General features: G+C 44.0%; 20 protein-coding genes. 5 read left to right on the forward strand and 15 right to left on the reverse strand.

The window, feature by feature from the left end:
• Nucleotides 1–67: 67 nt before the first annotated feature.
• The 9 genes from rpiB to pdxA all read right to left on the reverse strand — a co-directional run bounded on the left by rpiB (nt 68) and on the right by pdxA (nt 7,604).
• The gene (gene rpiB, locus LT679_RS15105) at nt 68–502 is read right to left on the reverse strand and encodes a ribose 5-phosphate isomerase B (protein ID WP_232178437.1); all 435 of its coding nucleotides are present in this window, start codon (nt 500–502) and stop codon (nt 68–70) included.
• A 44-nt stretch (nt 503–546) separates the two neighbouring features.
• Nucleotides 547–1,416, reverse strand: coding sequence for a twin-arginine translocase subunit TatC (gene tatC, locus LT679_RS15110; RefSeq protein ID WP_232178438.1), 870 nt, complete (start codon nt 1,414–1,416; stop codon nt 547–549).
• Nucleotides 1,417–1,483: 67 nt separating this feature from the next.
• Nucleotides 1,484–2,827, reverse strand: coding sequence for an acetyl-CoA carboxylase biotin carboxylase subunit (accC, locus tag LT679_RS15115; RefSeq protein ID WP_232178439.1), 1,344 nt, complete (start codon nt 2,825–2,827; stop codon nt 1,484–1,486).
• Between the two features lie 132 nt (nt 2,828–2,959).
• The gene (accB, locus tag LT679_RS15120) at nt 2,960–3,451 is read right to left on the reverse strand and encodes an acetyl-CoA carboxylase biotin carboxyl carrier protein (RefSeq protein WP_232178440.1); all 492 of its coding nucleotides are present in this window, start codon (nt 3,449–3,451) and stop codon (nt 2,960–2,962) included.
• A 184-nt stretch (nt 3,452–3,635) separates the two neighbouring features.
• Nucleotides 3,636–4,625 (reverse strand): beta-ketoacyl-ACP synthase III, encoded by a 990-nt coding sequence (locus tag LT679_RS15125; RefSeq protein WP_232178441.1) that lies wholly within the window; start codon nt 4,623–4,625, stop codon nt 3,636–3,638.
• 13 nt (nt 4,626–4,638) lie between these two features.
• Nucleotides 4,639–5,577, reverse strand: a complete 939-nt coding sequence (plsX, locus tag LT679_RS15130) for a phosphate acyltransferase PlsX (protein WP_232178442.1) — start codon at nt 5,575–5,577, stop codon at nt 4,639–4,641.
• Between the two features lie 18 nt (nt 5,578–5,595).
• Nucleotides 5,596–5,787, reverse strand: coding sequence for a 50S ribosomal protein L32 (gene rpmF / locus LT679_RS15135; protein ID WP_232178443.1), 192 nt, complete (start codon nt 5,785–5,787; stop codon nt 5,596–5,598).
• 18 nt (nt 5,788–5,805) lie between these two features.
• Nucleotides 5,806–6,330, reverse strand: coding sequence for a YceD family protein (locus LT679_RS15140; protein WP_232178444.1), 525 nt, complete (start codon nt 6,328–6,330; stop codon nt 5,806–5,808).
• A 218-nt stretch (nt 6,331–6,548) separates the two neighbouring features.
• A complete protein-coding gene (gene pdxA, locus LT679_RS15145) occupies nt 6,549–7,604 on the reverse strand; it encodes a 4-hydroxythreonine-4-phosphate dehydrogenase PdxA (protein WP_232178445.1) in 1,056 nt (351 codons plus the stop codon).
• A 185-nt stretch (nt 7,605–7,789) separates the two neighbouring features.
• On the opposite strand from pdxA, the gene rsmA reads away from it, so the two are divergent.
• Nucleotides 7,790–8,569, forward strand: a complete 780-nt coding sequence (gene rsmA, locus LT679_RS15150; protein WP_232178446.1) for a 16S rRNA (adenine(1518)-N(6)/adenine(1519)-N(6))-dimethyltransferase RsmA — start codon at nt 7,790–7,792, stop codon at nt 8,567–8,569.
• Here the strand turns inward: rsmA and LT679_RS15155 are convergent, their stop codons facing one another.
• Genes LT679_RS15155 through LT679_RS15165 form a run of 3 tightly spaced genes read right to left on the reverse strand, consistent with a single transcriptional unit; the run spans nt 8,570 to nt 10,295 of the window.
• Nucleotides 8,570–9,121 carry an EcsC family protein gene (locus LT679_RS15155; protein ID WP_232178447.1) on the reverse strand — a complete coding sequence of 184 codons (552 nt, stop codon included), beginning with the start codon at nt 9,119–9,121 and terminating at the stop codon, nt 8,570–8,572.
• Between the two features lie 23 nt (nt 9,122–9,144).
• Nucleotides 9,145–9,588, reverse strand: coding sequence for a hypothetical protein (locus LT679_RS15160; protein ID WP_232178448.1), 444 nt, complete (start codon nt 9,586–9,588; stop codon nt 9,145–9,147).
• Between the two features lie 17 nt (nt 9,589–9,605).
• A complete protein-coding gene (locus tag LT679_RS15165) occupies nt 9,606–10,295 on the reverse strand; it encodes an acyltransferase family protein (protein ID WP_232178449.1) in 690 nt (229 codons plus the stop codon).
• Between the two features lie 70 nt (nt 10,296–10,365).
• On the opposite strand from LT679_RS15165, the gene LT679_RS15170 reads away from it, so the two are divergent.
• The 3 genes from LT679_RS15170 (at nt 10,366) to LT679_RS15180 (ending at nt 12,595) form a co-directional block, all read left to right on the forward strand.
• The gene (locus tag LT679_RS15170; RefSeq protein WP_232178450.1) at nt 10,366–11,301 is read left to right on the forward strand and encodes an NAD(P)-dependent oxidoreductase; all 936 of its coding nucleotides are present in this window, start codon (nt 10,366–10,368) and stop codon (nt 11,299–11,301) included.
• A gap of 293 nt (nt 11,302–11,594) precedes the next feature.
• Entirely contained in the window at nt 11,595–12,068 is a 474-nt protein-coding gene (greA, locus tag LT679_RS15175) for a transcription elongation factor GreA (protein WP_232178451.1), read from the forward strand.
• A 116-nt stretch (nt 12,069–12,184) separates the two neighbouring features.
• A complete protein-coding gene (locus LT679_RS15180; protein WP_232178452.1) occupies nt 12,185–12,595 on the forward strand; it encodes an HIT family protein in 411 nt (136 codons plus the stop codon).
• Here the strand turns inward: LT679_RS15180 and LT679_RS15185 are convergent.
• Together LT679_RS15185 and sucD are read right to left on the reverse strand one after the other, a co-directional pair.
• Entirely contained in the window at nt 12,592–12,957 is a 366-nt protein-coding gene (locus tag LT679_RS15185) for a methionine-R-sulfoxide reductase (RefSeq protein ID WP_232178453.1), read from the reverse strand. The two genes, LT679_RS15180 and LT679_RS15185, sit on opposite strands and share 4 nt — an antisense overlap.
• A gap of 215 nt (nt 12,958–13,172) precedes the next feature.
• On the reverse strand, nt 13,173–14,051 hold the full coding sequence (gene sucD, locus LT679_RS15190) for a succinate--CoA ligase subunit alpha (protein ID WP_232178454.1): 879 nt from the start codon (nt 14,049–14,051) through the stop codon (nt 13,173–13,175).
• 240 nt (nt 14,052–14,291) lie between these two features.
• Here sucD and LT679_RS15195 point away from each other — a divergent pair, with 240 nt between their 5' ends.
• A complete protein-coding gene (locus LT679_RS15195) occupies nt 14,292–15,296 on the forward strand; it encodes a hypothetical protein (RefSeq protein ID WP_232178455.1) in 1,005 nt (334 codons plus the stop codon).
• A gap of 64 nt (nt 15,297–15,360) precedes the next feature.
• On the opposite strand, the gene LT679_RS15200 is transcribed toward LT679_RS15195, so the two are convergent.
• Complete coding sequence (locus LT679_RS15200; protein ID WP_232178456.1) at nt 15,361–16,011, reverse strand: NAD(P)-dependent oxidoreductase; 651 nt, start codon at nt 16,009–16,011, stop codon at nt 15,361–15,363.
• Nucleotides 16,012–16,023 lie beyond the last annotated feature (12 nt).

Raw genomic sequence — 16,023 nt, forward strand, 5'->3', positions numbered from 1 at the left:
ATGGTCAGTTAAAAAAACGTATAAGAAAAATCCCGGCTGCATCGCCAGGACTTATAATATATTTCGCTTAGCAGGATATCTTATCTACACGTGTAGCGTGGCGGCCGCCTTCAAACTCAACAGTGAAGAATACGTTTACAATTTCGCGTGCTTCCTCAACGGTTACATGCCTTGCAGGTATGCATAATACGTTAGCGTTATTGTGGCTGCGGGCAGGCTCAGCAACTTCGGGTTTCCAGCACAGTGCAGCGCGAATGCCCTGATGTTTATTGGCTGTCATGGCCACGCCATTTGCTGATCCGCAAATAAGAATGCCGTAATCGGCCTCGCCTTTTTCAACTGCCGATGCCACCAGGTGGGCAAAGTCGGGATAATCAACAGATCCGGGAGTGTAGGTACCAAAGTCTTTAACCTCGATGCCTTCAACACCTTCCAATAAAAATTCTTTTAATTCAAAGCCGGCATGATCTGCGCCTATAGCTATTTTAAGCCCTTGTTTCATGGGCTCTAAAATATCAATAATATTTTAAAAGGAAAGTAACGTTGTTATGCTTTTGCAGCCTCTTCGCGCTCACGTTTAGCCCGGCGTTTTTCAACAGTACCCGATACTACGATACCAACCTCATATAACAAGAATAGTGGTATAGTAACTACCATCATGGTAAGTACATCAGGCGTAGGAGTAATTACCGCCGCTACTATCAATATGCCTACAATGGCGTATCTGCGCCCCTGGCGCATTGTTTTAGCCGACAGGATGCCGATGTTAGATAGCACGTAAACCAGTATAGGCAACTCAAATACAATACCCGTGGCTAAGGTAAGGGTTGATACGGATGAGAGATAGGAATCAATAGTGAAAGTATTTTCAATAACCTTACTTACCTGGTAACCTGCCAAAAAGGAAATTGATTCAGGCGTAACCACATAATAACCGAATAATATACCCAAGATAAACAGCATTGACGCATAGAACACAAAACCGCTGGCAGCTTTACGCTCGTTCTCGTGCAGCGCTGGCTTAACAAAGCGCCATATTTCAAACAGCAGGTAAGGGAAACCCAGCGTGATACCTATAATAAGCGCTGAATTGATTTGCAGGGTGAACTGCCCGGCCATTTCGGTGTTGATGATCTTGCCGGGTATCTTATCTATACAAAAGCCGGGGCGGTTAAGATAGTCGCCCAGTTTACATAGCATGCGATAGGTAAAGAATTGCGGATCCATAGGCCCCATAATTACCTTATCAAACACAAAGTCGTAAAATACAAAAGCCAGTATGGTAAATAAAACTATAGCTATTGATGCCCTGATCAAATGCCAGCGCAGCGCTTCCAAATGGTCAAAAAATGACATCTCGGCTTCAATATTCTTGCCTTTATCCTTAATAGCCTTTATAAGTTTATTATCGCTCATCTATGTAAATAAAATACCCCTGCTGTTACTAACAAGGGTATTTACGTTTTATTTTACCGGAATAGTTTTAATTCTCGTTTATTTCAAAAGTCTCCATAAACTTGGTGGTAAAGTTACCGGCCCGGAAGTTTGGATCTTTCATTAATTTAAGATGGAATGGTATAGTTGTCTTGATACCCTCTATTACAAATTCGCTCAGGGCGCGCTCCATGGTGCTTAAGGCCTCATCGCGGGTTTGCGCCACGCAGATCACCTTGGCAATCATGGAATCATAATTTGGCGGGATAGTATAGCCTGAGTATACATGCGTATCAACCCTTACACCATGGCCACCCGGAGAGTGGAAATTGGTAATACGACCCGGAGACGGCCTGAAACCGTTAAACGGATCCTCGGCATTGATACGGCACTCAATGGCATGCATAGTTGGCTCGTAGTTTTTACCTGAGATAGGTATCCCGGCAGCAACCTTAATTTGTTCTTTAATTAAATCAAAGTTGATAACCTCTTCAGTTACCGGGTGTTCTACCTGTATACGGGTATTCATCTCCATAAAGTAGAAGTTGCGGTTTTTGTCAACCAAAAACTCTATGGTACCCGCACCTTCATATTTAACGGCCTTTGCACCTTTAACGGCAGCATCGCCCATTTTTTTACGGAGTTTGTCGGTCATGAAGGGCGAAGGCGATTCTTCAACCAGCTTTTGGTGACGGCGCTGTATTGAGCAGTCACGTTCAGATAGGTGAGATACCTTGCCGTACTGATCACCAACTATTTGAATTTCGATGTGGCGCGGATCTTCAACAAATTTTTCGAGGTAGATACCATCATTACCAAAAGCGGCACCTGACTCGGCACGGGCTGAATCCCAGGCCGGTTCAAACTCCTCGTCATTCCATACCAAGCGCATACCACGGCCACCACCACCGGCGGTAGCTTTCAATATCACAGGGTAACCTATTTTGCGTGCAATGGCGATACCATCCTTTACGCTATTCAGCAAACCATCTGAACCGGGTATAGTTGGCACACCGGCTTTTTTCATGGTTTCCTTGGCAGACGCTTTATCGCCCATGGCGTTGATCTGATCGGCCGTAGCGCCAATGAATTTTATACCATATTCGGCGCAGATAGCAGAGAACTTAGCGTTCTCTGACAAAAAGCCGTAACCAGGGTGAATAGCATCAGCGTTGGTTAATTCAGCAGCCGAAATGATGTTTGGTATATTTAAGTATGAATCTCTGCTTGGAGGCGGACCTATACATACTGCCTCATCGGCAAAACGTACGTGCAGGCTCTCACGATCTGCAGTTGAATATACAGCTACCGTTTTTATACCCATCTCCTTACAAGTGCGGATAATGCGCAGGGCGATTTCGCCACGGTTAGCTATCAATATTTTTTTAAACATAATCTTTTTTTTAGGATGACACCGATTAATTCTATCATGATTTCATCAATTGTTATTGACAGCTAATACCTCCCGAAAAAAACCGGCCAGATGTCAGTGAAATCAAATTGGAATCTGTGAAATCAAAAATCACTAAGCAGGTTCAACCAAAAATAATGGCTGATCGTACTCTACAGGTGATGCATTATCAACCAATACTTTAACAATGCGGCCTGAAACTTCAGACTCGATCTCGTTAAATAATTTCATAGCTTCGATAATACATACCGTTGTTCCGGCTTTTACCTCATCGCCCACGTTAACAAACAATGGTTTATCCGGTCCTGCTGAACGGTAGAAAGTACCGATCATTGGCGATTTGATAGTGATGTAGTTTGAAGTATCAGCGGCACTAACAGCTGCGGCTGCGGCAGCAACAGGCTCGGCAACGTTGGCAGCAGCAACCTGTACTGGTGCCGGAGCAGCTGAAATAACCGGCTGGGCGGTTGGAATGGTTGCGTTAACTATGGTTGGCGCCTGGTTAGTTTTAATTGTAATCTTGAAATTTTCCTGCTCAATTGCAACTTCATTTACGCCTGCTTTTGAAACAAAGCGGATCAGATCCTGTATTTGTTTAATATCCATATCGGGGTGTTAATAGGTTTTCTTTAAATAAAATTATATTATCTAAAATCTTTTCGCGATAGCTGCGTACTTGCAAATATGCAGATATGCAGGCAATTATTCTTTAACAAATCATATAAAATAATGTTCAGCGTTATTAACAACCATTGCGGTTGTTAATAACGCTGTATATTTTAAACTGATTTTAGTAAGCCCACTTTAAATAAGCCGAGCCCCAGGTAAAGCCGCCGCCAAAGGCTGCCAATATAATATTGTCGCCTTTTTTGAACTTGTTTTCCCACTCCCACAAACATAGCGGGATGGTGGCGTTAGTGGTATTTCCGTAACGGTCAATGTTAATTACTACTTTTTCCGCAGGTACTCCGGTACGGTTAGCAGTAGCATCAATAATACGTTTGTTGGCCTGGTGAGGTACCAGCCATGCTATATCATCAGCCGTTAGGTTGTTACGCTCCATTACCTCGGCAGCAACGTTAGCCATGTTGGTAACCGCAAATTTAAATACGGCCTGGCCTTCCTGGTAAGCGTAATGCTGGCGAGCATCAATGGTTGCGTGTGTAGCAGGGCGTAATGAGCCGCCCGCTTTTTGATGCAGGTAAGGTATACCGGCACCGTCGCTTTTTAATATCGAATCGATAACCCCGTAACCTTCATAATCAGGCTCAAGCAGGGCAGCGCCGCAGCCATCGCCAAATAAAATACAGGTAGCGCGATCGGTATAATCAACCATGGCCGACATTTTATCGGCACCTACAACCAGTACTTTGGTATGCTTGCCCGATTCAATGAACTGAGCGCCGGTGGTTAAACCAAACACAAAGCCTGAACAGGCCGCCTGTAAATCCCAGCCCCAGGCGTTTTTAGCGCCGATTTTATCAGCAAACAGGTTAGCTGTTGCCGGGAAAGGATAGTCAGGTGTAGTGGTACAAAATATAATCAGGTCAATTTCTTCGGCGCCGATACCGCGTTTTTCGAGCAGTTGCTTTACGGCCGGCACGGCAAGGTCAGACGTAGCCAGGCCCTCGCCTTTTAGTATTCTGCGCTCTTTGATACCGGTACGTGAGGTTATCCACTCGTCATTAGTATCAACCATGGTTTCAAGCTCCTTATTGGTTAACACATAATCGGGCACATATCCACCAACAGCAGTGATCGCAGCACGGATTTTGGTCATTTTATTGGGAAATTTAATGAAATGCTTGCTTAATTTTATCAATCAGGTTGCTCTCAACCATATTTTTAGAAAGGAGTACCATATTTTTTATGGCCTCAGGGCTTGAGATGCCGTGCCCTACAACAACCGGCGCGTTCAGTCCTAATATCGGGCTGCCGCCATATTGCTCGTAGTTAAAGCGGTCGAAAAATTCGTCTTTAAGTCCTTTTTTCAGGGTGATAACATAAAAGGATTCGGCCAGTTTAAGAATTACGTTACCGGTAAAGCCATCGCATACGGCAATGTCAAACTGATCGCCGAACAGGTCGCGCCCCTCAATGTTACCCACAAAGTTAAACATGTTGGTGTCCTTCATTACCGGGTAAGTGGCCTGGTAAAGCATGTTACCTTTTTCCTCTTCCTCACCAATGTTCATCAATGCAACGCGCGGGTTTTCGATACCGTAAACACTTTCGGCAAGTAAACTACCCAGCACGCCAAATTGCAGCAGGTTATCGGGCTTGCAATCAGCATTGGCACCTACATCCAACAAAATACCCAAACCGCCTTTCAGTTTGGGTACAATGGTTGTCATGGCCGGGCGTACAACACCCGGAATAGTTTTTACGCTGAACATACCGCCTACCAGCATGGCACCAGTATTACCTGCTGATGCAAAAGCTGCTATTTGCCCTTCCTTAAGCATTTTAAAACCAACGCTTATACTGGCGTTAGGCTTTTGTACAATGGCTTTGGTAGGATGCTCACCCATACCGATCACCTCGGTGGTGTGCACAAACTCAAACAGGTCGGCACTGACGTTGCTTTGCTGCAAAATCTCCTTCGCCACGCCTTCATCGCCGATAAGCACCAGCGTTTGGTCGGGCGATAAGGATTTACGGGCTTCAATAGCTCCTAAAACAGTTGCTTTAGGGGCGTAGTCGCCGCCCATAATATCTAAGCCAATCTTCATCAGATGTGAAAATTAAACTTAAGCTACCGCTGTTTTCTCGATCAGTAATTTACCGTTATAGTAAACGTTACCATCAACAGTATAAGCTCTGTGTGGCAGGTGAACAGCACCTGTAGTTTTGCAGGTTGTTAAAGTAGGTGCTTCAGCTTTGTAATGCGTTCTGCGTTTATCTCTTCTTGATTTGGAGAACTTTCTTTTTGGATTTGGCATAACTTCCTAAATAATTATTTACTTAATGTTTTTGAGCGCGTCCCAACGCGGGTCGGTCGCCTCGTTCTTATCATCATCACTACCCGATAGCGCGTTCAGCTTATCAAGCATTTCTTTATTACACTTATCAGCGCTTCCGTCACCACTGCACGATGCAATGAACGGCACAGCAACTGTTACATATTCATATATCAGCCCGGCAATATCAATCTCATGATCGTTTTTTCCCAGGGTAATGATCTCATCATCCTCATCAACCTCCTCAGCGCTGAACTTGGCTATCTGCTGCTCGCGAATATGGATAGGATGCTCGTAATCAGTCAAACACCTGTCGCAGGTAAGCCCGATCCATCCGTCAATCTCGAAGTTCAGGATTAGCATTGTTTCCTGCTTATCAAGCTCGACGTTACATACCAACTTCGCTTTTTTTACCAATGAATACTCAAACTCTTCAAAAAAAGAGTCATCAACATCAAAGTCAAAACGATGCTTACCCAGCTTTAAGCCGGAAAATGGTATCGTATATTTCCTTAGTGATTTCAATGAGCAACAATTAGCCCGCAAATGTAGGGTTTTTTCCTAAATCTGAAAAGTGTTTTTTTATTTAAAGTCATTGGGAATTAGTCATTGGACATTAGGCATTAATAATTATGGCTGATAATTATTAACTGATCAATATTACCTAACAACAAAACTCAATGACAAATGACAATTGCCAAATGAGATGTATAATGACCAACGGCTACTGACCAATGACCAAATCAATCCCTATCCCTTGTCAGCTTATGATGTGTTAACGGATTTTCGGTAAGCTCGGCGTTTTCCCTACGGTTACGAACGATGTGTAACGCGGTAAATAATGCCTCGCGGAACGAACGTTCTGATGCCTGGTTTTTGCCGGCAATGTCATAAGCGGTGCCATGATCCGGAGAGGTGCGTACAAAACTTAAACCCGCGGTAAAGTTAACTCCGTCCTCAAAGGCTATCTGCTTAAACGGTATTAAACCCTGATCATGATACATGGCCAGTACGGCATCAAACTGCTTATAAGCGCCGCTGGCAAAAAAACCATCAGCCGAATAAGGCCCAAAAGCCAGTATACCGTTGTTGCGTGCATCCTCAATAGCAGGGCTTATAATGTGCTGCTCTTCATCGCCTATTAAACCATTATCACTTGCATGAGGGTTAAGGCCCAGCACGGCTATCTTGGGTTTGCGTACCCAAAAGTCGTGGCGCAGGCTACCGTCCATTAACTTTAGCTTGGCTAATATTTTTTCGGCCGTAATGTTTTTCGACACCTGTGAAATAGGGATATGCCCCGTTACCACCCCTACTCTTATGTTTTCGCTTACCAGAAACATCAGCGAATCGGCAGCATTGCCACGTTGCTGCAGGTACTCAGTATGCCCCGGGAAATTAAAGCTTTCGCTTTGAATATTGTCCTTATTTATTGGTGCGGTAACCAGGGCATCGATATGCCCGGCTAACAAATCATTTGTTGCACGCTCTAACGAGATAAGCGCGTATTTGCCGCCGGTGGCGTTGATAACGCCCGGCTCCAGCTTTACATCGTCATCCCAGCAATTGATCATATTGGGTTTGCGGTGCTGCGCTTGCGATGCATCGCTAATCACATTAAATACAAATTCACTGGTATTGCTTAAGCGGCGGTAGAATGAGGCTACTTTAGTGTGCCCGTAAACAATAGGCGTGCAATAATCATAAACCTTGCTTTCTGATAAGGTTTTGATAATGATCTCCAAACCAATGCCATTTACGTCGCCTATGCTGATACCAACTTTTATTTTACCGCTCATACTGTTTATGATTTTAACCGGTGATAATTATTGATTTCACCGATTTTTTAATTGCCAAAACCTGATATATCTGCCGAAACAGTTATTGCGGGATGAGGCAATAATCACGCAAATTAAATATTTTTAGGATTACGCTGCCTGATAAAAGCACAAATATGCCTTAATTTGCCAAATATTTGTTCAGCATGTCAATAGTCAGGGCTAAAAAACACCTCGGCCAGCATTTCCTTACCGATAAAAATATCGCCTCAAAAATTGTGGAAGCATTAAGGCCGCAGTTAGGCTACAAGCAAGTGCTGGAGGTTGGCCCAGGCATGGGTATCCTGTCTGATTTTTTGTTACAAAAAACAGATTACGAAACTTACCTGATCGACATTGACACAGAATCGTACGAGTTTTTAGGAAAAAAATATCCGCAGCTGGGCGACAGGCTGATCAATGCCGATTTTTTGGAGCTGGATTTTGCCGCCACTTTTAACGGTCCGTTGGCTGTTATCGGCAATTTTCCATACAATATATCATCGCAAATACTTTTTAAGATACTGGACAACCGCCAACAGGTACCTGAGGTAGTGGGCATGTTTCAGAAGGAGGTTGCCGAACGCTGCAATGCCAAAGCAGGAAGCAAAGAATATGGTATACTCAGTGTGTTTTTACAAGCGTATTATAAGGTAGAATATTTGTTTACTGTAAAAGCAGGAGTATTCAATCCGCCACCAAAAGTACTATCGGCCGTAATACGATTGACGCGCAACGAGGTGCAGGAATTAAGTTGTGACGAAAAACTGTTTTGGCAGGTAGTAAAAGCCGGGTTTAACCAGCGCCGAAAAACATTGCGCAATGCACTATCATCACTTATTAACAAAGAAAAACTAACTGATGAGCCTATGCTTGAACTACGCGCCGAACGGCTAACGGTTAGCGACTTCGTGTCGTTGACAAACAGGATAAGCGAAACGAGGTAATCATAGCTTGATCACCTCATCTTTACCGTGCAGTTCCTTAACCGACTCGCCCATTCGTTTTATAAATAAATAATTGGCTGTGCCGCCTATAACCGCACCTACCACAGGCACTAAACGCTGAGCGGCCCGAGCACCAAGCTTCAGCATCAGTTTTTCGGCTACGGCCTCTAATACGTTTTTAGATAAGGCAATGCTGGCTTCCACCTTTAAGGATGCTGCCACTATTTTGATAAATTCATCAAAGCTGATTTTGTATGTACCCCGCCTGGCGTAATTCACGGCCATAGTAACGCGGAACTGCTGGGTAATTAAATTAACTACATCAACAGGAATGCCCAGCGCCATGGTAAACACACCGCCCGTGCCGGACAGAGCGCCCGTCCCGGCGGCCAGATATGCGCATTGATTAATAAATCCTTCCAGGCCAAGTTTATCAACGCCTTTTTTTATATTGAGCTGATCTATACGGTCAAATATTTGCCTGAAACCGCGTTGTGCCAGCATATCAGCCTGTTGTTTAAGGCCGGTCGTAATTTCTTTGAATGATCTCATTGAGTGTTATCGGCAAGCAGGCTTTAAACAACCTTGTTCACCAATGGTATACGCACCAAAAGCAGTGCCAAAGCAAAACTAAATACAACGCCAAGAGGAGCTACCAGCACCGCTTTTACAGCCGGATCAATGTCCACAGATCTAAAAAGTATAGATAATATTATAAGCACCAGCGGATGGAAAATATAGGTAGCAAATGCCGCCCGCGACAAAGCACTAAGCATGGCCGAACTGTTATCCCAACGATATTTCGCTACACCTGTTATAGCTACACATATAGCAAAACCAGTAAGCTGCTCCCAAACAGAATATAAAAGGGAGATATAATTAAAACCACCGCTAAACCATCCAATCGGTACATTAAATATAACTTTAATGACATAAATAGATAATAACCCCAAACCGCCGACGGCGACGGCTACGCGCCGCATACGCAATGCCTGCTCAAAACTTATTTGACCGAGCAAGTTATTATTAGATGCTATTATAACGTAAATAAAGCTATGTAATGCGTAAAATGCCCCAACTGAAAACCCAAAGGTTTAAGCACCCAGCCAACCGGAAAAACTATCCGTACGGCAAAACTTATTAGCCCCACGCCTGCTGCTAAAAGCAAAATACGTTTATTAGATGGAAGATTCATTCTGACATTTATGCCACTTTTTAATAAAAGCCTGATAACTGCGTAGCCAATTGTAAACAACAACAAGGCTACTACAAACCACATTACGCCAAAATTCACCCAATCATCATACCCGCTTAAATATTGGCCAAGGGGAATATGATGTTCACCCGCATAGTAATATACCAGGTAATTCATAAAAGGTGATAGTATCAATGAGTAAAACAATAACGGAATACCCAGGCGCAGCAATCTATCGGTAATAAAACGGCCAGCACTTTTAATGTTATAAGATGATGGCACAAACAGAGCCGACAGGAAGAAAAAATATCCCATAAAAAACGATTGATTTATGGCTACCACTATCGTCATGGGTATGACAGCGCCCGCGAGGCTTGTTTTTTCGGAGTAATACCAGCCGCCCGGCGCGCCATAAGTAACCAGCACGTGGTGTATAATAACAAGGGCAGTAAGCAATACTTTTACATTGTTGATGTAGCTAAGCTTAGTTTTGGGAGCATCAGTGGCGGGCACTGGTTGATTGATTGTCATAACTGTAACCGGTGCGGATTTATGAGCGATAATAATTTGTAATTTGGCGGCCGAATATAACAGTTTGACTTTGAAAAATAATATTTTAATAGTTGACGACCTGCATCCGTCGTACATCGAGATAGCTACGGCAAAGGGCTACACCTGCGATTATCACCCCGATTTTAAACTGGCCGATGCACTTGCCGTTATCGCTGATTACGAGGGTTTGGCTATCCGCTCAAAATTCGAGGTTGATAAGGCCTTTATGGATGCCGCCCCTAACCTGCGTTTTATTACCCGTGCTGGTGCCGGCATTGATAATATTAACGGTGATTACGCCGCCCAAAAAGGTATCGAAATATATAATGCCCCGGAAGGCAACTCAGATGCCGTAGGTGAACATGCCGTGGGTATGCTGCTGGCGCTTATGAACAAGTTTAACATTGGCAACCTGGAGGTACGCGATGGCAAATGGCTGCGTGAGGAAAACCGCGGCTACGAGCTAAAAGGCCGTACCGTAGGCATTATTGGTTACGGCCACATGGGGCAGAGCTTCGCCCGCAAGCTGTCCGGCTTTGAGGTTGATGTGATTGCTTATGATAAATACAAAACCGGCTTTAGCGACCAGTACGCCCGAGAAGTAAGTATGGAAGAAATTGTTAAACACAGCGATATACTGAGCCTGCATGTGCCACTTACTGCCGAAACGCAATACCTGGCCAATGATGAATATTTCTTTCACTTTAAAAAGCCGATATTTTTTATCAATACTTCTCGCGGTAAAACGGCTAAAGTTCGCTCGGTACTGAATGCTATTGAACAGGGCAAAATAATAGGCGCCGCGCTTGATGTATTGGAAGTGGAGAAATTTCCAGCGCTGGGCGAACAGGAATGGTATGCTGATTTATGCAAAACCAACAAGGTGATACTTACCCCACACGTTGCCGGCTGGACCTTTGAGTCGTACCGCAAAATAAGCGAAGTGCTGGCGGGAAAGCTGCCGAGGGTGGTCGATGGTCAATAGACCATAGGCCATAGTCGACAGACGATGGACTAAAGTTTTAATAACGAAGCTGGCTATGGACTATCGACAATGGTCTATGGACTATCAAGTTTTTACTTGATAAAAAATTTGGATATTAAAATTTAATTCCATTATCTTCGTTTTATATCAAAGCAAGACTATGCGGGCTACGGCCACTCATAGTCTTGTTTGTTTTTTAAAAGAGTCGCGTCCTTCTTTTGTGATGAAAAGGAAGGGCGGTTTTTTTTTACATTAACCTAAAACATTAACAGTTTAAATTTAATTAGTGCGTTATGGCAGAGGTATCATACTATACCAAAGAAGGTTTAGAAAAATTAAAGGAAGAATTACAGTATTTAAAAACTACAGGCCGTGCTAATATTGCCAAGGCAATTGCTGAAGCACGCGATAAAGGCGATCTTTCAGAGAATGCTGAATATGATGCCGCTAAAGAGGCACAGGGCTTACACGAAACCAAAATAGCAAAGCTTGAAGAGGTGTTAGCTAATGCACGTTTGCTGGATGAATCAAAACTGGATACATCAAAGGTATTGGCCCTATCCGTCGTTAAAATAAAAAACCTGAAAAACGGCGCTACGATGAGCTATCAGCTGGTGTCAGAAACTGAGGCCGATTTGAAAGCCGGTAAAATATCTGTAAGCTCGCCTATTGCTCAGGGTTTACTGGGTAAAAAAGTTGGCGACAAAACCGAAATCACTGTTCCTGCAGGTAAAATTGAATTTGAGATATTAGAGATAAGCAGATAAGTAATTATTGATTTATTGAAGCATTGAATTATTGATTAAAAACAAATCACTAATTCAATCCTTCAATAGTTCGACAATCAAATCACTAATTCAATAACTCAACAAATACCCTACTCATGTCAAGCATATTCTCAAAAATAGTAGCGGGCGAAATACCGGCTCACGTTGTAGCTGAAAGCAATGAGTTTCTTGCTTTTTTAGATATATCTCCACTGGCCGAAGGCCACGTGCTGGTTATACCGAAAAAAGAAGTTGATTACTTGTTTGACCTTGACGACGAAACCTATACCGGCCTGCAAATTTTTGCCAAGATAGTGGCTAAGGGCCTTGAAAAGGCAGTACCCTGCCAGCGTGTAGGAGTAGCGGTTATTGGTTTAGAGGTGCCACATGCCCACATCCACCTCATCCCGATCAACCATGTGGATGATATTAATTTTTCGCGCCCAAAATTAAGCTTTACGCAGGACCAGCTTGCGGCTACCGCCGAAAAGATCAAGGAAGCCCTGCGTGAAGAACGCGTTGATTAATCTTCCAGCGGAACAAACTTCATTGATACGGAATTTACACAATGGCGTGTGTTTTTGGCAGTAAAGCCTTCGCCTAAAAACACGTGGCCTAAGTGCGCGCCGCAATTGGCACAAAGTATCTCGGTACGGCGGCCGTCGGCATCCGTTTCTCGATGTACAGCACCTGGTATTTCATCATCAAAACTTGGCCAGCCGCAAAAGCTTTCAAACTTATCGTCAGACCGGTAGAGCGGCGCGTCGCAGCGTTTGCAAACGTACAAGCCTTTAGCCTTGTTATTCAGTAGTTCGCCAGTAAACGGGCGCTCGGTTCCTTTGTATAATATTACCCTTTCTTCTTCGGGCGTCAGTTCATTGTATTTCATTTTCTGATTAGGATTACACTAATTATGTTATGATTCCACCGATCAATTAGGCGATTTCATTTATACATAAATATACTTAATTTAAGATGGAATAGTTTTAACCGACATGTTGTTTACATGACGCTGACATCAGCTCAAAACGAGAAAATCCCGGTCTTTCAACCGGGATTTTCAATATTATATAGCTTTTAGCTTTCGCCTTTATGCTTTCAGCCTTACGCTAATTTAGCCAGTTCTTCGGCCATAGCAGCACCAATTTCGGCAGGTGACTCTACCACGCGGATACCGCACTCGGCCATGATCTTCATTTTAGCGGCAGCAGTATCGTCAGCACCGCCAACAATAGCGCCGGCGTGGCCCATACGGCGGCCCGGAGGCGCTGTTTGGCCTGCAATAAAGCCCACTACAGGTTTAGTACCATGCTCTTTTATCCAGCGGGCGGCTTCAGCTTCCATACCACCACCAATTTCACCAATCATGATGATACCGTGCGTTTCCGGGTCGTTCATTAACAGTTCAACCGCTTCTTTGGTTGGTGTACCAATAATCGGGTCGCCACCGATACCGATAGCCGTAGTGATACCTAAGCCAGCCTTAACCACCTGGTCAACCGCCTCGTAAGTTAACGTACCTGATTTTGAAACCACCCCTACATTACCTTTTTTGAAGATGAAGCCCGGCATGATACCAATTTTAGCCTCATCGGCAGTGATGATACCCGGACAGTTAGGACCGATCAAACGAGAATCCTTGTCTGTCAAATATTCTTTTACCTGGATCATATCCTTTGTAGGGATACCCTCGGTGATACAAACAATAACTTTAATGCCTGCCTCGGCAGCTTCCATAATAGCGTCAGCAGCAAAAGCCGGAGGTACAAATATGATAGATACATCAGCACCTGTGCTTACAACCGCGTCTTTAACGGTGTTAAAAACCGGACGATCAAGATGTGTTTGGCCGCCTTTGCCCGGTGTTACGCCACCAACAACCTGCGTACCGTACTCAATCATTTGCGAGGCATGGTAGGTGCCCTCGTTACCGGTAAAACCCTGAACTATTACTTTGGAATCTTTATTTACAAGAACACTCATTGGCTTATTTTTTATTCAACGCAAAGCTAAAATTATTTTATTAACTAAGGTACCATAAGCAATTAAAGGCATTGTTTTTTTACAATCTAACATTTAAATGATGTTGAATATTTGGTTGCTATAGCAGCTTCACAGTCGGTTAAGTACATTTCGCCTGCTATTATTTAATTTACAGGAAACTTTTTATTGCGGCTATAAAAAGCTATTAATATCTTTCGGAACACTAAACACACCCTTACCATGAAAAAAATATTTTTGGCAATAATTACCTGTATTGCCATTATCCAACCCGGCTATGCGCAATTAGGCGGTTTACTAAAAAAAGGTAGCGACATGCTCAGCAGTACAGGCCTTAACCTGAACAAGATTGTTAAACAACCGGCCGCTATAACCACCAATTTTAAGGATGATGCTATTACCAAGGGCTCGCAACCACCAACCTTTCAGGAAGGGGTTACAGCGCAGCCCTTGTACCTGCTGCCAAAAGCCACTGGCGGCGGTTATGTTTTATGCGCCGGACTGTACGAAATGACCAACAAAAGCTATTGCCTGCACGCAGGCACCCGCGGCCCAAGCAGCGGCGATGGTTACATGCTTGCCCCGGTTGAAGGCCCCAAGAAAAACGTGGTGATCAATATTTTAAAAAGCGCCGAAAAACATCCGGAGGTTAAACAACGCAGTATACAGGTTTTGCTATGGGCTATAATTGCCCGTACAAAACTGGCCGACTTTAGTACCGAAATCAAAGCTACTGCCGCCGTACTGCTCACACCTGAACAATTGTTAACTCTTGAGGGCGGCGCGCTGGGTATTTTACCCAATAACGTTATGGAAAGCGCCAAAAGCAAACTGCCCAAACCGGTACAGGCTGTTTTTGAGGCTGAGAATAACATCAGGCGGTTAGCTGCTTCAGGCAATGCGAGTTATGAGGAAATGGAAAAATATGCGGTGCTGGCAGGCATAGCCCCTAATAACAACAGCGAGTACCCATCGGGCACATGGTCATTACACCCGGATGGTTATTATATCCGCTACATTCCGCAGGGATATTCTATAACTAAAGTACAGATATTTGTCCCGAAAGAAGTGATAGAAAAGGCGGGTAAAGACCCTATAATTTACGATGCCCCGTATGGCATAGCTTGCCCAGCGAACGTCGGCGCTCAACGCCTGGCTCAAACCAACGAGCCGTTAGACCCTGACTACACCAAAAAACTTACCACCATTTGCGATCCTAAGAAATAATCAAAACGGGCGTTACATATGGATGTAACGCCCGTTTTATTTAGTCCAATTTCGGCACGGCGACTTAATAGGCTACCGTAAAGCGCTGGTGGATGTGTTTAGGATTTTCAAGCTCGTCAACAATAGCGGTGGCCATATCTTCTACTGAAATAATGCTGCGGTGGTTCTCATCATAAACCGGTTCATCCAAACCTGTGCGGTAGGTGCCTTTAATAATGCCGGCCGTGCCTTGGTGCATTTCAATAGCCGGGCTTAAAAACGTCCAATCAAGTTCAGTTTCATTTTTAATGTGGTTAAGGTAATCACGCGCGGCGGTTGCTCCTGCCTTGTACTCCGCCGGGAAGTGAGGAGTATCCACCAGTTGTACGCCGGGCGCTACATATAAACTGCCACCACCGCCAACAGTGAAAAATCTTTTTACGCCAGCTTTTTTAGTACCTTCCTGTATAGCTTTCGATCCGCGCAAAAAATCATCATATATGTTAGGGTTAGTCCAGCCTGAATTGAAGGTATTTACCACGGCATCAGCACCTTTTACTGCGGCAGTCACTTCCTCTTCATTGTAAACATCGGCTTTAACGGCTGTAACCTGTGCACTTTGGTTTACCTTGTCGGTATTACGGGCAATGGCAATTACTTCGTGTCCCCTTTTTTCCAGTTCGTTCAATACGGCGGTACCTACAAAACCTGTGGCGCCAATTAGTGCTACTTTCATGTTTTTGATTTT

This window comes from Mucilaginibacter roseus, from assembly GCF_021215455.1.
Taxonomy (GTDB): Bacteria; Bacteroidota; Bacteroidia; order Sphingobacteriales; family Sphingobacteriaceae; genus Mucilaginibacter; species Mucilaginibacter roseus.

Bases quoted from the DNA above. Each gene is read 5' to 3' on its own strand.
- rpiB (WP_232178437.1), bottom strand. From the start codon at position 502: ATGAAACAAGGGCTTAAAATAGCTATAGGCGCAGATCATGCCGGCTTT.
- tatC (WP_232178438.1), bottom strand. From the start codon at position 1,416: ATGAGCGATAATAAACTTATAAAGGCTATTAAGGATAAAGGCAAGAAT.
- accC (WP_232178439.1), bottom strand. From the start codon at position 2,827: ATGTTTAAAAAAATATTGATAGCTAACCGTGGCGAAATCGCCCTGCGC.
- accB (WP_232178440.1), bottom strand. From the start codon at position 3,451: ATGGATATTAAACAAATACAGGATCTGATCCGCTTTGTTTCAAAAGCA.
- LT679_RS15125 (WP_232178441.1), bottom strand. From the start codon at position 4,625: ATGACCAAAATCCGTGCTGCGATCACTGCTGTTGGTGGATATGTGCCC.
- plsX (WP_232178442.1), bottom strand. From the start codon at position 5,577: ATGAAGATTGGCTTAGATATTATGGGCGGCGACTACGCCCCTAAAGCA.
- rpmF (WP_232178443.1), bottom strand. From the start codon at position 5,787: ATGCCAAATCCAAAAAGAAAGTTCTCCAAATCAAGAAGAGATAAACGC.
- pdxA (WP_232178445.1), bottom strand. From the start codon at position 7,604: ATGAGCGGTAAAATAAAAGTTGGTATCAGCATAGGCGACGTAAATGGC.
- rsmA (WP_232178446.1), top strand. From the start codon at position 7,790: ATGTCAATAGTCAGGGCTAAAAAACACCTCGGCCAGCATTTCCTTACC.
- LT679_RS15155 (WP_232178447.1), bottom strand. From the start codon at position 9,121: ATGAGATCATTCAAAGAAATTACGACCGGCCTTAAACAACAGGCTGAT.
- LT679_RS15165 (WP_232178449.1), bottom strand. From the start codon at position 10,295: ATGACAATCAATCAACCAGTGCCCGCCACTGATGCTCCCAAAACTAAG.
- greA (WP_232178451.1), top strand. From the start codon at position 11,595: ATGGCAGAGGTATCATACTATACCAAAGAAGGTTTAGAAAAATTAAAG.
- LT679_RS15180 (WP_232178452.1), top strand. From the start codon at position 12,185: ATGTCAAGCATATTCTCAAAAATAGTAGCGGGCGAAATACCGGCTCAC.
- LT679_RS15185 (WP_232178453.1), bottom strand. From the start codon at position 12,957: ATGAAATACAATGAACTGACGCCCGAAGAAGAAAGGGTAATATTATAC.
- sucD (WP_232178454.1), bottom strand. From the start codon at position 14,051: ATGAGTGTTCTTGTAAATAAAGATTCCAAAGTAATAGTTCAGGGTTTT.
- LT679_RS15195 (WP_232178455.1), top strand. From the start codon at position 14,292: ATGAAAAAAATATTTTTGGCAATAATTACCTGTATTGCCATTATCCAA.
- LT679_RS15200 (WP_232178456.1), bottom strand. From the start codon at position 16,011: ATGAAAGTAGCACTAATTGGCGCCACAGGTTTTGTAGGTACCGCCGTA.